General features: G+C 62.2%; 13 protein-coding genes, 1 tRNA gene and 2 pseudogenes. 10 read left to right on the forward strand and 6 right to left on the reverse strand.

Translation table 11 applies throughout. From position 1 onward, the window contains the following. The first annotated feature begins 5 nt into the window (after positions 1-5). Positions 6-1,079, forward strand: coding sequence for a YlbL family protein (locus CJEDD_RS03045; protein WP_042408318.1), 1,074 nt, complete (start codon positions 6-8; stop codon positions 1,077-1,079). Between the two features lie 14 nt (positions 1,080-1,093). Here CJEDD_RS03045 and CJEDD_RS03050 read toward each other — a convergent pair whose 3' ends face one another. Then, positions 1,094-1,801, reverse strand: a complete 708-nt coding sequence (locus tag CJEDD_RS03050; protein ID WP_232297736.1) for a hypothetical protein — start codon at positions 1,799-1,801, stop codon at positions 1,094-1,096. A gap of 20 nt (positions 1,802-1,821) precedes the next feature. Next, positions 1,822-2,310 (reverse strand): PPA1309 family protein, encoded by a 489-nt coding sequence (locus tag CJEDD_RS03055; RefSeq protein WP_042408332.1) that lies wholly within the window; start codon positions 2,308-2,310, stop codon positions 1,822-1,824. Positions 2,311-2,423: 113 nt separating this feature from the next. Between CJEDD_RS03055 and CJEDD_RS03060 the strand changes: the two genes are divergently transcribed. The 3 genes from CJEDD_RS03060 (at position 2,424) to CJEDD_RS12320 (ending at position 5,930) form a co-directional block, all read left to right on the forward strand. After that, positions 2,424-5,387, forward strand: a complete 2,964-nt coding sequence (locus CJEDD_RS03060; RefSeq protein WP_042408312.1) for a UPF0182 family protein — start codon at positions 2,424-2,426, stop codon at positions 5,385-5,387. Between the two features lie 96 nt (positions 5,388-5,483). Next, positions 5,484-5,557: transfer RNA gene (locus CJEDD_RS03065), tRNA-Met, on the forward strand. A 253-nt stretch (positions 5,558-5,810) separates the two neighbouring features. Next, positions 5,811-5,930, forward strand: a complete 120-nt coding sequence (locus tag CJEDD_RS12320) for a helix-turn-helix domain-containing protein (RefSeq protein WP_074432552.1) — start codon at positions 5,811-5,813, stop codon at positions 5,928-5,930. A 299-nt stretch (positions 5,931-6,229) separates the two neighbouring features. Here CJEDD_RS12320 and CJEDD_RS03070 read toward each other — a convergent pair whose 3' ends face one another. Together CJEDD_RS03070 and CJEDD_RS03075 are read right to left on the reverse strand one after the other, a co-directional pair. Further along, a complete protein-coding gene (locus tag CJEDD_RS03070) occupies positions 6,230-7,249 on the reverse strand; it encodes an IS3 family transposase (RefSeq protein ID WP_273657694.1) in 1,020 nt (339 codons plus the stop codon). Further along, a complete protein-coding gene (locus CJEDD_RS03075; RefSeq protein ID WP_042410540.1) occupies positions 7,246-8,163 on the reverse strand; it encodes a hypothetical protein in 918 nt (305 codons plus the stop codon). Before CJEDD_RS03075 ends, CJEDD_RS03070 begins: the two co-directional genes overlap by 4 nt. Before the next feature lie 131 nt (positions 8,164-8,294). Here CJEDD_RS03075 and CJEDD_RS03080 point away from each other — a divergent pair, with 131 nt between their 5' ends. The 3 genes from CJEDD_RS03080 to CJEDD_RS03090 all read left to right on the forward strand — a co-directional run bounded on the left by CJEDD_RS03080 (position 8,295) and on the right by CJEDD_RS03090 (position 9,951). Next, positions 8,295-9,146: a DUF4192 family protein gene (locus CJEDD_RS03080; RefSeq protein ID WP_337956177.1), complete on the forward strand. Its 852-nt coding sequence runs from the start codon at positions 8,295-8,297 to the stop codon at positions 9,144-9,146. Positions 9,147-9,306: 160 nt separating this feature from the next. Continuing rightward, positions 9,307-9,450 (forward strand): hypothetical protein, encoded by a 144-nt coding sequence (locus tag CJEDD_RS03085; protein WP_198133010.1) that lies wholly within the window; start codon positions 9,307-9,309, stop codon positions 9,448-9,450. 75 nt (positions 9,451-9,525) lie between these two features. Next, positions 9,526-9,951: a single-stranded DNA-binding protein gene (locus tag CJEDD_RS03090; protein WP_042408189.1), complete on the forward strand. Its 426-nt coding sequence runs from the start codon at positions 9,526-9,528 to the stop codon at positions 9,949-9,951. A gap of 203 nt (positions 9,952-10,154) precedes the next feature. Here CJEDD_RS03090 and CJEDD_RS03095 read toward each other — a convergent pair whose 3' ends face one another. Both CJEDD_RS03095 and CJEDD_RS03100 read right to left on the reverse strand, forming a co-directional pair. Further along, positions 10,155-10,526, reverse strand: a complete 372-nt coding sequence (locus CJEDD_RS03095; RefSeq protein ID WP_042408186.1) for a hypothetical protein — start codon at positions 10,524-10,526, stop codon at positions 10,155-10,157. Positions 10,527-10,888: 362 nt separating this feature from the next. Next, a pseudogene (locus CJEDD_RS03100) lies at positions 10,889-11,233 on the reverse strand (ATP-binding protein); the annotation flags it as partial. 23 nt (positions 11,234-11,256) lie between these two features. Here CJEDD_RS03100 and CJEDD_RS03105 point away from each other — a divergent pair. From CJEDD_RS03105 to CJEDD_RS03115, 3 genes and pseudogenes are all read left to right on the forward strand, one after another. Continuing rightward, positions 11,257-11,610: pseudogene (locus tag CJEDD_RS03105) on the forward strand (transposase); the annotation flags it as partial. 37 nt (positions 11,611-11,647) lie between these two features. Further along, positions 11,648-12,559 carry an ABC transporter ATP-binding protein gene (locus tag CJEDD_RS03110; RefSeq protein ID WP_074432549.1) on the forward strand — a complete coding sequence of 304 codons (912 nt, stop codon included), beginning with the start codon at positions 11,648-11,650 and terminating at the stop codon, positions 12,557-12,559. A gap of 2 nt (positions 12,560-12,561) precedes the next feature. Further along, positions 12,562-13,368: a hypothetical protein gene (locus tag CJEDD_RS03115; protein ID WP_042408183.1), complete on the forward strand. Its 807-nt coding sequence runs from the start codon at positions 12,562-12,564 to the stop codon at positions 13,366-13,368. Positions 13,369-13,443 lie beyond the last annotated feature (75 nt).

Genomic DNA, 13,443 nt, shown 5'->3' on the forward strand with positions numbered 1-13,443 from the left:
CCCCCATGTCAGACGCGCTCGAGGTACGCAACCGGCGGTGGTCCACGCTCGTGTGGGGCGCGATCCCGGTCGCCCTGCTGGCCGGGGCGCTGGTCATCGACCACATCCCGGGCACCAGCATCCGCCTCACCGTGCCGTACGCGGCGGAGGGGCCGGGGCCCGTCTTCGACACACTTGGCGACGCCGGCGGCGAGCCGGTGGTGGACATCGAAGGCACGCCGACGCTCGAGACCGGCGGGCAGCTCAACATGACCACGGTGTCGGTGCGCACGAACATGACGCTCGGGCAAGCGATCGGGCGGTGGGTGGCCACCGACGACACCATCGTGCCCATCGAGCAGATCATGCCGCCGGACTCGAACGAGGAACAGACGCGCGAGATGAACCAGCAGGCGTTCGTCGCCTCGGAGGCGTCGGCGACCGTCGCCGCGATGCACTACCTCAACCGGCCGACCACCGTCGCGGTGCACGACGTGGTCGACGGCAGCGCGTCGGACGGGGTGCTGCGCGCGGGCGACCGGATTGTGAAGGTGGGCGAAGCTGACGTCGATACGCCGAGCGACGTGCAGCAGGCGGTGCGCGCGAAGCAGCCCGGCGACACGGTCGAGCTCGGCATCGAGCGCGACGGGCAGGACAGCACGGTGAGCGTGACGCTGGGGGAGAACCCGCACGAGAAGGGCCAGGCGATGCTCGGGATTCTCATGAACTCCGAGCCCGCCGGCGGCGTGAGCGTGCACTACAACCTCAACGACGTTGGCGGCCCGAGCGCGGGCATGATGTTCTCGCTCGCGGTGATTGACAAGCTCACGCCCGGCGAGCTCAACGGCGGCAAGAAAGTCGCCGGGACGGGCACGATCGACGAGGACGGCACGGTCGGCCCGATCGGCGGCATCGAGCACAAGATCCGGGCCGCGAGCGACGCGGGCGCCGAGCTCTTCCTCGCGCCGCGGGACAACTGCCCCGCCGTCAAGGGTGCGCACGCGGGCGCGATGACGGTGGCGGCGGTGGCGAACCTCACCGAGGCCGTCAACGCGATGGACGCGTACGCGGCCGGGCGCGACGTGCCGACGTGCGACTGACGCCGAACCTGAAGCTAGCGGGTGGCCAGGCCGAGGTCGTAGATGCGCTGGCGCGGATCCTCCTGGTCTGAGGAGACGAGCTGCTGCAGCACCTGGCCCGCGCGGTTGTCCACCACGGTGATGATCGCGGAGGTGCCCAGCGTGGACCAGCCGACGATGCGGTCGCCGTCGTCCTCCACCACGCGCGAGGAGCGCAGCTCGGTGAGCAGCTGCGTGGTCGATGCCGCCTTCGACTCCGAGTCGAAGAACTGGAACTGCCCGATCTCGTCGCCGGAGCAGTCGAACGAGCCGCTGATCCCGGACGGCGAGCACTCGTCGAGCTTGTCGAAGAATTCGCCCGGCGCGAGGGTGGAGAAGCGCTCGCGCACCTCCTTTAGCGTCTCGGAGCCGCGAGAGGAGCTTTTGCTTTTCGACGTCTGCGTCGCCGCCGTCGTGCGCCCCGTCGCCGCTGCCGCGCCGGTGCCCGAGTGCGTCGTGGTCGCGCCGGTGCTGGGGGTCGCCGAGCTCGTGGCGGTCGCCGTGCTTGTCGCCGTCGTGGTTGAGGGCTCGGTGGAGGATTCGGTGGTCTCCGTTGCTTCGGAGACCGCGGAAGCGTCGTCGGTGGGGTCGTTGGCCGGCTCGTCGTTCTGGCCGCCGCAGGCGGTGAGCGTCAGCGCGGCAGCCGCTGCCACCGTAACGGCGGCGACGGGGGCGGGGCGGGAGAACTTACGGGAAGCGAACACGCCTGACATCCTAAACCAGCCTAAACCAGCTCGTCGGGGTCCTGCTCCAGCCCGTAGCGCAGGGCGGCGATCACGCCCGGCGCCACCCCGGGCCCGCCGCGCAGCTCGATGTCGTCCTGGGCGAAGGCGCCGCGCTCCTCGAGCTCCTCGTCGCTCAGGCGCATCTGCAGCAGGGTCTGCTCCACGTCGTCCGAGCGTAGGACGCCGGAGAACAACCGCGCCGGGCGAGGCTCGGCCGCCTCGCCCTCGGAAGCGTCCTTGAACACGATTTCCTGGGCGAGGATGACGCCGGCGACCTCGTTCGGCCACGCGGTGCGGGCGACGTACTCGCCGAGCTCTTCGGAACCGGGCAGGATGGTCGCGGGGAGGTCCTGGACGACGAGGGTTAATGGGGAGGAATCGTCGAGGTCTATCAGCTCGTCGACAAGCAACTGCGTCGGCACCAGCCCGAACAACGTCGGGGGCGCGTCCCACCCCTCGGCGTGGACGAACTCGACGGCCTCGAGCATGGCCTTGTTCAATGCTTGCTGTTCGCGCACGGGAACCCTTTCGGCAGGTTGGACGTTGGACTCTTTAAGCTTGGAGCTTAATGGCGTTGTTCGACTATTCCTAAGGAGCAGGCTTGGCTACCCGCCTCAACCGGCCGCAACCGCGCGCAAAGAAATCGAACACGGGGCTGTGGGTCACCGTGGGCGTGCTCGGACTCATCCTCTTCCTCGTGCCGGTGCTGGTCGGCCTGTACACGGACTTCCTCTGGTTCGGCGAGGTGCACTTCCGCGGCGTGTTCAACCGCGTGATCGTCGCCCGGATCATCCTGTTCCTCGTCTTCGCGCTGCTCGGCGGGGGCATTTCGTGGCTCGCCGCGTGGTTCGCGTGGCGCGGGCGCCCGGTGGAGGATCCGAGCCCGTTCGCGCAGAACGCGCAGTACCGCGCCCAGCTCCAGCAGGGCGTGCGTGGGCTGCTGCTGTGGGTGCCCGTTATCGTCGCCATCCTCAGCGGCCTGGCGGGCCAGCGCATGTGGCGCGTCTTCATGCTGTGGATCAACGGCGGCACCTTCGGTACCTCCGATCCGCAGTTCGGGCACGACCTCGGCTTCTACGCGTTCACGCTGCCCGGCATCTCCGCGGTGGTGGACACGCTGTCGATGCTCCTCATCGTCGCGTTCATCATCGGCGCCGTGGGGCACTACCTGCTCGGCGGCATCCGCATCGGCAACAACGTCTCCGGCGCGCGGGGGCGGGTGACCAAGCAGGCGCGCGTGCAGCTCGCGGTCACCGCCGGCCTGTGGATGCTGGTGAAGGCCGTGAGCTACTGGCTGGACCGTTACTACCTGCTCTACAGCCGCAACGACATCTTCACCGGCGCCTCCTACACCACGGTGAACGCGATGCTGCCGGCGAAGATCATCCTCACCGTCATCGCGGTCGTGGTGGCCGCGGCGTTCTTCGCCTCCATCGTGTACAAGGACTTCCGCATTCCGGTGCTGGCCACCGTGCTCATGCTCCTGTCGTCGCTCGTGGTGGGCAGCATCTGGCCGGCGCTCTTGGAGCAGTTCTCGGTGAAGCCGAACCGCCAAGCCAAGGAGTACGAGTACATCGGCCGCAACATCGAGGCCACGCGCGAGGCGTACGGGCTGACGGACGACAAGGTCACGTACAAGAACGACTGGGGCGCGGGCAACACGTCGAACACGCAGGTCGCGTCCGACGAGGCGACCATCGCCAACCTGCGACTGCTGGACCCGGACATCATCTCCCCGACGTTCACCCAGAACCAGCAGCTGCGTAACTTCTACGGCTTCCCGGACCAGCTGGCGATGGACCGCTACGAGGTGGACGGGCAGATGCGCGACTTCGTCGTCGCGGCGCGCGAAATGAACCCGAACGCGCTAAGCGAAAACCAGCGCGACTGGATCAACCGCCACACCGTATACACGCACGGCAACGGCTTCATCGCGGCTCAGGCCAACACGGTCGACGAGGCGGCGCAGGACGCGGGCTCCACCCGCGGCGGCCTGCCCATCTTCACGGTCTCCGACCTGCAGTCCAATGCGGCGGCGAAGCAGAACGACGACGCCGCACAGCTGGGCATCAAGGTCGAGGAGCCGCGCATCTACTACGGCCCGGTTATCGCCGGGGCGAACGACGGGCTGGACTACGCCATCGTCGGCGACAACGGGGAGGGCCCGGTCGAGTACGACACCGACACCTCGACCTACACCTACACCGGCCAGGGCGGCGTGCCCATCGGCAACGTGCTCAACCGGCTCGCGTACACCGTGAAGTACCAGGAGCTCAGCTTCCTGCTGTCCGACCGCGTCGGCGGCAACTCGAAGGTGCTCTACGACCGCGACCCGCGCGAGCGCGTCGAGCGCGTCGCGCCGTGGCTGACCACGGACTCGAAGACGTACCCCGCCGTGGTGGACGGCCGCGTGAAGTGGATCGTGGACGGCTACACCACACTGAGCCAGCTGCCGTACTCGACGCGCACCTCGCTGCAGTCCACGACGCAGGACGCGCTCAACCCCGACGGCACGACCCAGCGGCTGATCACGGACAAGGTCGGCTACATCCGCAACTCCGTGAAGGCGACGGTGGACGCCTACGACGGCACGGTGGACCTCTACGCCTTCGACGAGTCCGACCCGGTGCTGCGCGCCTGGGAGGGCGCGTTCCCGGGCACGGTGCGCCCGGCGTCTGAAATCTCGGACTCCCTGCGCGAGCACCTGCGCTACCCGGAGGACCTGTTCAAGGTGCAGCGCGACCTGCTCGCGCGCTACCACGTGGACGACCCGGGCGTGTTCTTCAACAACGACGCGTTTTGGTCCGTGCCCAACGACCCGACGGCGCCGGAGGACCGCGAGACGCTGAACCAGCCGCCGTACTACGTGGTGGCCGCCGACCCGGAGACGGAGAAGGCCTCCTTCCAGCTGATCACCCCGTACCGCGGCCTCAACCGCGAGTTCCTCTCCGCGCACATGGCGGTCTCCTCCGACCCGGACAACTACGGCCACATCACCGTGCGCGTGCTGCCCACGAACACGCAGACCCAGGGCCCGAAGCAGGCGCAGGACGCGCTCATGTCCTCGGACCAGGTGGCCCGCGACCGCACGCTGTGGCAGGGCTCGAACGACCTGAAGAACGGCAACCTGCTCACGCTGCCCGTCGGCGGCGGCGAGATCCTCTACGTCGAGCCGATCTACTCGCAGCGCAAGGATCAGGCGTCCGCCTTCCCGAAGCTGCTGCGCGTGCTCGTGTTCTACCGCGGCCAGGTGGGCTACGCGCCGACGATCGCGCAGGCGCTGGACCAGGTGGGCATTCACTCCTCCGCGGCCCAGGACATCGAGCTTGTCGACGACGCACCGAAGGCTCCCAACGCCTCCGAAGCCGCCAAGCCGGACGGCGAGGCGGCCAAGCCGGCCGAGGACGCGAAGGACACCCCGCAGATAAGCAAGGACGAGGCCATGAACCGCGTCAACGACGCGCTGCGCAACCTCGAGAGCGCGCGCAACGGCTCCTTCGAGGAGTACGGTCGGGCCCTCGACCAGCTCGACCGTGCCGTGGCCGATTATCAGAACGCGAAATAGCGCCCCACCAGGGTGTTTGGTGTGAATCGTTGGTGTAGGTATAGTAATTCCACGTCGCCGGGAACGGCGGCAGGCGATAATCACATAAACGCCCGTCGCGGGGTGGAGCAGCTCGGTAGCTCGCTGGGCTCATAACCCAGAGGTCGTTGGTTCGAATCCAGCCCCCGCTACTAAGATAAGGCCCCTACCAGTGCAAATGCTGGTAGGGGCCTTCTTCATTTTGTGAGCGGATCACCATTTGGTGCACTAGCTGGTGCACTAGGGTCAAAATCCTGCACCAAACGGAACTGCGACGCTCCAACGAAGCGGCGCAGGTTTTCGGGGCATTGCTTAGTGATTGCGAGGTCGGCGGCAACGAAGGAACGCCACGGGAGCCGGCAGTTCGGGGGGTCTGCCTATCTCGGGGGGTGAGACTGCTCAACCGTGGCGTTCGGGAGAAAGCCTATTGAGGGCGGCAAGTCCGTCAGCGCAGTAGCCAGGACACTCAACGTCTCGCGGCCGACGATCTATCGCGCTCTCAAGCGCATCGAAGCCGACGCTTAGGCACAGGCTGCGTCGCTAGCGCTCGCACCCGGCGAGAAGGCATCAGGCTGCGCTAGCGACGCTCGGCACACATGAGTGCTGCACTGCTGGGATACGCCTGCGACCGGCAGAGCCGGGCCGAATACGGGATTGACCACATACACCCCGTATTCGTGCAAAGGAGCACTGCCATGTCCACCCATTCTCACACGCTTGCATCCCACGGCGAGATTCTCGCGAACCTCCCCGGCATCCTCGGGTTTTACCCGAACAACTCGCTGATCCGCTTTGTGTCAAGTGGTTGTGAACGGGTTTGGGTGTTAGATCGTGATGGGTTGTGGGGTTGGGGCGGTTTGGGTGGTGGTGCGGATGATGCTGACTTCTGCCGGGAGGCCTGTGCCAGCTTTGGTGTCCGGTAGTTGTGTGATGGTGCCTTTGCTTAGCGCGTTTCGCATCCCTTCTTCTCGTTTGCGTTGCAGTTCGCTCCAGGTGCCGTCGAGGACTGCTTGTGGTGGGTAGTAGTTGATCCCGCTGTGTGGGGTGGCGTTGTAGACCGGCACCCAAGCGCTGACCCAGGTGTTTGCTTCGCCCAGCGTGGTGAAGGTTTTCGGGTAGTAGGTCCTAGTCTTTAGGGTGTGGAACACCGACTCGGTGTGCGGGTTGTCGTTGCTGGTGTGCGGCCGGTTCAATGAGCGGGCCACACCATGTTCGGCAAACAGTTTGCCGAGTCGTTTGCTGGTCATGGCAGCGCCGTTGTCGGAGTGGACAGTGTGCACATTTGGAAAACGGGTGAAGATGTCGGCGAACATCGCTGCTGCAAGCTGGCTGTTTTCTCGTTCTGCGACGACGAACCCGACGATGGCGCGCGAGTACAGATCGATCACCATGTGCAACGCGAAGGTCTGTCCGTAGTATTGGCCAGGCAAAAACGTGATATCCCAGCACAGTACCTGCCCGGGGGCGGTGGCGTGCACATGCGGCGGTGTGGCGTCGCGGCGGCGTTTGGCTTGTCTGGCTTTGGTGTTGTGGCGTTGGTGCAGCAGTTTGCCGTGGGCTTTAGCCACCCGGTAGAAGCTGCGCAGGCTCGCCAGGTAGGTCCCGTTGTTCAACGCGGCGTAAAACACCTGGTCCACCCCGCAATGCGGATTGTCGTCCAGCAGCTCCACTATGTCTGTGACTGTGGCATCAGACAGCCGGTTGATCCGGCGTTGGTGATGCGGGATCGGGTTGTCGGTGCGTGGGCGCGGATTGGTTTCGTAGAAGACCCGGCTGCGCGAGGCACCGATGATGCCCATCGCCTTCGTTTTGGAGTAGCCGACGGAAACGAGCTGGTTGATCAGCGTTTCTTCTGCTTGCCGGCCTTGCTCGTAGAGGCGTTGTTGGGCGTCGGTGAGGACTTTTCCTCCGCGTTTGAGTCCACGCCAGGTGCTCCTGGCATGGTCGCTAAAGCTTTTCCCAACACATCAGTGGCCAGCTCAGCCCGCTCTGCCCTTTCCGTCGCCTTATCTAAGGCACGCTGCATTGCTTCTTCACGGCGTTTGGCATCGAGTTCGATCTTGCGTTTGTCCTGCGTCAGCGCGGAAATTTCCTTGCGCAGCTGCTGAATTTCGGCGCATTCATCCATCGTCAACGTTCCAATCCTCCTTGGTCTTGTGCGTGTTGGCAGGTCACCGTCAGCCACCATTGCTGTCCAGCGTCGCACGGTGTGACCAGCAAGTCCATGCGCCACCAACCAGGCTTCTTTCTGGCCATGCGGCACTAACCCGTACTCGACGACCACCTCACGGATGTACTCCGCACTCGGTCTGCCCAGGTAGGCAGCATCAACCATGTGTTTGGCGCGCTCGACGCCGTCAACGCCGTCGTCAATAGTTTTCGACTTCTGCAATGCGCGGGCCCACCGCCCGATATGGGGATACTCGATTCCCTGCCGGGCGCACCACGGGCCTTTCGTGCCATGCGGCAACAGGTTGTAAATCGTGATCATCTGCCGCTGCTGCGCTGGATGAAACCACTTTCCAAGGCCAGTCACGCGGTACGGGGAGAACACGAACGCCACAGCCTCAAGCGACGCCAACGTCTCCTCATCGAGTACTTCCCCCGCCGCCAGCACACGCGGCGGCTGCGACAAGATCTCCTCGACCTCCTCGCGCGACGTCTTAGGCTTGACCTTTCGGGCAACCACCGGGGCTTCAGCAACCGGTGGCGACGTCAACGTCGACGGCACCAACTGAGGCAACTGCGAATCGGTCATGAACAAAACCTCCTACGGTTCGTCGTTCACAACCACCCTGACACTAAGGGATCCTCGCGTTCTTCGTCGACGACGAGGGCGTCGACACCGTCCGCCTCGGCCCGGTCGCACGGTTCGACCTGGACGAGGCCGTGGAGAAGCTCACCGAGAGCCGCGAGCGGTTCGCAGCGTGGGTCAACCACCTGGAACTCGACGCTGTTATCGCGTACATGATCAGCGATGACATTGCACAGCCGGTCTTCGACGAGACGGCCACGTACCTCACCAGCGGGGCAGTGCACCTACCGCCGCTGCTCGGGGTGGTGCAGGTGCCCGAGATCGTCACCGGGGCTGCCTGGTGGTCGGTGTACCAGCATCCGTTCATCGACGAGCCACGCCACGGCGTTGTCGGCGAGGTCGCCGCATCGGCGGCGCTTAAGCAGATGCTAGAGCACACCGGCGAGCTGCCGGAGCCGAGCAAAGACGACATCGAAGCACGGTTGAACAGCACCGATCACGGCATCGACGCTGCCGAGCACGCCGACATCATCGAAGACGCGCTGGCGTATGTCCCGCCCATGTTCTCCGACATGCTGCAGCGTGAATACGAACAGGCGGCGGCGGGGATGACCCAGCCGAGCATTCGTGCTGTTCGGTCTGCGTTGAAATGCTTCACCACGCCGCGCTTGCGAGACACGCTGCTTGCGGCACTGCTCGATGACCCGCAGGCTGGCCTTGCGTTCATAGAGCAGGTTATGCGCGCTGTCCCGACCAGCTGGCCGGGGATGCGTGCGCAGCTCACCGCCACTGTTGCCGTGCTCGCCCACGCCACCGGCCAACCGGGGCTAGCTGGCGTGGCTGCGCAGCGAGCCACCGAGATCGGGCCGAAGGAGAACTTCGCCTCGCTGGTGGCCAAGCTGACCGACATCGGCCAAGGCGAGCGGATGGTTGAACTCGTCCGCGAGGGCGCCGAGAAGACCCGCACGATCTTGTTCACCGAGTAGCACCACACACCCCGTTGCAGCGATGCAACGGGGTTTCTTTTTCTCGCGGGGCCGTGGCTTGCGAAGACAGACACCTCAACGAGGCAGGGGAGTGGCCTTTAGACAGCAGAGCTGTCTCCAACAGACGGATTGACCATCAATCCGAACAAGGAGGTACTTGATGCGCGACATCACACACACTGACCTGGAACTGCTCTACCAGCTCGCTGACGGCATCGACGGCGAGGACGCCGATCCGGGCGCCACGCAAGCACTGCGCGACCTAGAAGCAGCAGGGGAGCCACTGCCCTGGGCGGTGCTCTAACCCCGGCAGCAGCAAAGCCGCTGCTCACACACTGCATTGCAAGCGAATCCACCCGTACCCATTAGGAGAGTCAATATGTCTAACCCCTTCAACAACGGCTCCATCGTCGGCAACGCAGCTCGTGCACCGAGGTTGTTCGAGCACGCAAACGGCGGTGCGACGGTGAAGCTGACCCTCTATGCGCGCAACACCTTCAAGAACAAGGCCACCGGCAAGGTCGAGTCGGAGATCGTGGAGCTGACCGGCTACGTCCAGGATGCCGCGAACCCCGGCGTGTTCGGCTGCATAGGCTCCGGCGATCGCGTCGCGGTGAGCTACTCGCTGAAAACCGACGTTTACACCGACAAGGACGGCCAAAAGCACTATCCGCTGGTCGCGCGCATCGACACCGTGCAGCTCATCGACTCGAAGAAAGAATCCGCGGCCCGCGCAGCCCGCCGAGGCAACGACGCTGCAACCACTGCACTCGCCGGTGCTGGCACTGACGAGGCGCCGTTCTAACACCGAAACCCCGCAGGGAAACCTGCGGGGTTATTTTTTTCTTCAAACTATTAGAGCGGCCGAGGTCGTGGTCAATCCTTACATCGATTCGTACAGTTCCGGTGTCGCTGAGATGGGATTCATCCAACCTTGCCCCGGATGAGCCCAGCGCAGGTAGCCGACTACCTGCGCTGGGCTCCTGGGCCTACAAGGCTAGGTACCCGTTATGACTCCCAGAAGTACAGGATCTCACCCCTGTGAATGTTCCCTCGCACCTTGAGACCGTCGGTTCCCTTTTCCTTACTGCGCAGGATGTCGCGCAGGATGGACATCACGGTGTCGTAGCTGACATCTGTAGGCTCCGCGAAGGTATCAGGAAGCTGGCGCAACACGTCCTCAGGAAGAAGATCAAGGAAAAGTTTCGAGGTTGATGCGACAGCAGTTTTGCCCCGATATTTTAGGACCACACTGAAGACGGTGTCCTTGAATTTTTCCTCCTGCTCACAGATCTCGAAGAGATCCAAGAATTCCTTCTCTGTATCCCGATCACCAAATGCGGTCGGAACCGCAAAAATGTCGAACTCATTCTCAAACATTGAAAAAACCTCCTATTGAAAGTGACGATCACGATTATAACATAAACCTATAACCTGTGGGTGCACCGATTAGTTTCAAAGCTTCGGCCCCACTGCAGTGGGGCCGACCCCCCCCTTATCGCGGACGCGCTGAAACAATCATCTCGCTGGGGAAGTGGGGCGCCTTTCCTACATGCCGCGTAAGACCTACACCGTGCAGTTCGTCGTCACCCAGTCGATGGGAGCGAACGTTGCTGAGCGCGGGTAGTTGGTACCGCGGTTACGGATCCGTGGTACTGCCTGTTTCCGGTTAGTTGGTACCACAGCCGGGGATGACCGGCGAGAGTCCAGAAGCGAAGTCGGGTTTCGCCGGTCGTTGAAGGTTAGCTGTCTACGGTTGTCTGAGCGTGCGCGAGGTGTTGGCGCATGTCGTAGTCGCCGAGTTCGATGCGCTGTCCGGCGTTGAGTCTGCTGACCAGTGAGTCTGCTCCGACGGGGTCGGGTAGTTTCTTCACCCAGTAGGCCGCAGTCGTTTGGGAGACGATGATGGTCGGCAGTCTGCCGTCGCGGTCGAATACGATCTTGGTGAGGTCTTCTTGTCCGCGCTGGTCGATTCCTATGGTCAGGAAATCATCGAGGATGAGAACATCAATGTTTTGTAGCTTGCGCATCTTAGCTACATAGCGTTCATCCGCTGGCGAGAAAGCCGCTAATTCATCGACGAGCTGAGAGGGTGTCGGAAGCTTTGTGTATGAGGTTTAATCTTCAATCACGAAGGAGAGTGTGCAACAATGACTGTTGTGCCCCGAAGAAACATGGTGACGCTGAGCGCGTCGCCGATATCAGCCGCCGGCTGATGGAGAACCCGGAAACCGCCAAGCTGATCCAGGAGCTGGGTGAATCAACCGCCGACGCCAACGAGCTGGTGCGTGGCTTGCTGCAGGCCACGATTAACAGTGGGCTCAGCGCGGAAATGGATGCACACCTGGGCTACGTCAATGGCGACCGGGCTGCTAAGGAAGCTGCCGGCCAAGCCAACAGCCGTAACGGCTCCTATCCCAAAACCGTGGACTCGGCATACGGACCAGTTGATATCAGTGTCCCTGTATTGAGTTCGAGATTTGCTTCAGAAAGGTATCATCATGGATGAGGTGTTGAACCCCCAGAAGGACACAGCGATCCTTTCTGTTCGTTCTGCATCGAAGAGCTTCGGAGAAGTCCAGGCTCTCAACGGGGTCAGCTTCGATGTCTTCCCCGGAGAACTAGTCGGTGTACTGGGTGAAAACGGAGCAGGGAAATCGACTCTCTTTTCACTTATCAGCGGGCTCAACACTCCAACATCTGGCTCCGTGAGCCTCATGGGCAATAACCCTCGACACCAAAAAGCTCGTCGCAACATCGGTGTCACCCCTCAGGGGACTGGTGTAGACCCCCGCATGCGCGTTAGTGATTTCCTCAACTTCGTAGGATTCCACTTCGGCACGCGCTCTCTTGTCGAAGAAATTCTCGAAAAATTTCGTTTGACGTACCTATCCGACAAGGTGATCGGGGGTCTATCAGGAGGGCAACAACGTCTGGTCTCGGTTGCAGCAGCATTTCTTGCTGACGCTCCGCTAACCATTCTGGACGAACCCACCACGGGCTTGGACACCGTTACTCGGTCGGCGATCTGGGAATCGATTCGTTCGATTACAGGAAAAGACCGAGCATTGTTGGTATCAAGCCACTACCTCGAGGAAATCGAGAACCTGTGTGATCGAGTAATCGTCATGCAGAAGGGAAAACTCATCGCCGACTCGGAAACGCAATCTCTGCTCGGTGCGTCTACCGGATCTGTCATCACTCTCGGTGGGGTAGGGGACAGAGCGTTTTCCGGAGAGGGGCAAGCGTTTGAAGTCATCAGAAATGAAGGAGACGAAGTAGATCTTCGAGCATCTGATGTCAAGCAGGCGCTTACTTCACTTGCCGCGGATGGGTGGCCATTTGACCGCATCGAGATTTCTCACCCGTCGCTAGAGCAAGCGTTCATCACGATGACAGAAAAGGAGAAATAGTCGTGTCATCAGCCATTGAGCAGACCCCTGTGTCGCCAAAGGACAGGCGTCAGTTTCCCTCAGATGCTGCCATCGCTTTTCTATGGCTTAAGAACGAGATTGTGGCTTGGATCAAGGAGCCTGCCGCGGTTCTACTTAACATGGCGTATCCCCTGCTTATGCTTGTTTTCCTCTTCGTCATCGGAGGGGACGCTGTCCGGCAGAATGCAGATATTGCCACTCCAGCAGTCGCACTTCTGGCTCTCACCGGTGTGCTGATGGTAGGAATCAACCTTCCTGCGAACGGCATCAACGGAGTACGACAGGGGGACTATTACTACTACCTGAGGACTCTCCCCACAGGAGTAGGAACCAGGCTAATCGCATGGAGCGGAGCACCATTTTTGCTGGCGGTAACCAGCGCCTTGGTTGGTCTCGGTGTCGGCGTGATGTTCAGCTCGGCACGTTACACTCTGACGCAGCTAGTTTTGCTTTTCCTAGTGTTCTGCGCGTTCGCGCTATGTACTACAGCTATCGGTGTGGCTTTCGGTTTCCTGCTCTCCAGCCGTACGTCTTTGGCAGTCTCACTAGGCGTTTCCTTCATCCTTTTGCTGCTTAGCGGAGCCCGGGAGATGGCCAGCGTCCCCACCTTCCTGGATATGACTGCCAAGCTGTTGCCGTCTACAGCGGCTACAGAGTTATGCCAGTCAATACTGACAGATGTAGATACCAACGGATGGTGGGTAGCTTCTCTAGCCATCTGGGTAGCCTTAGCATTGTTGCTAGCGGTGGTGTCCATTCGTCGTGACGAAAACAGCAAATTCTCCTAGTGACTGCTCATACTGCAGATTTATAACACTCGGCTTAGAGAGGCAAGAAATGAAAATGAACAAGAAGATAATTCC

This window comes from Corynebacterium jeddahense (assembly GCF_028609865.1).
In the GTDB taxonomy this organism is placed as follows: domain Bacteria; phylum Actinomycetota; class Actinomycetes; order Mycobacteriales; family Mycobacteriaceae; genus Corynebacterium; species Corynebacterium jeddahense.

Excerpts from the sequence above, each read along its gene's own strand:
- CJEDD_RS03090 (WP_042408189.1), top strand. The coding sequence starts at position 9,526 with ATGTCTAACCCCTTCAACAACGGCTCCATCGTCGGCAACGCAGCTCGT.
- CJEDD_RS03055 (WP_042408332.1), bottom strand. The coding sequence starts at position 2,310 with ATGCTCGAGGCCGTCGAGTTCGTCCACGCCGAGGGGTGGGACGCGCCC.
- CJEDD_RS03095 (WP_042408186.1), bottom strand. The coding sequence starts at position 10,526 with ATGTTTGAGAATGAGTTCGACATTTTTGCGGTTCCGACCGCATTTGGT.
- CJEDD_RS03075 (WP_042410540.1), bottom strand. The coding sequence starts at position 8,163 with ATGACCGATTCGCAGTTGCCTCAGTTGGTGCCGTCGACGTTGACGTCG.
- CJEDD_RS03085 (WP_198133010.1), top strand. The coding sequence starts at position 9,307 with ATGCGCGACATCACACACACTGACCTGGAACTGCTCTACCAGCTCGCT.
- CJEDD_RS03045 (WP_042408318.1), top strand. The coding sequence starts at position 6 with ATGTCAGACGCGCTCGAGGTACGCAACCGGCGGTGGTCCACGCTCGTG.
- CJEDD_RS03110 (WP_074432549.1), top strand. The coding sequence starts at position 11,648 with ATGGATGAGGTGTTGAACCCCCAGAAGGACACAGCGATCCTTTCTGTT.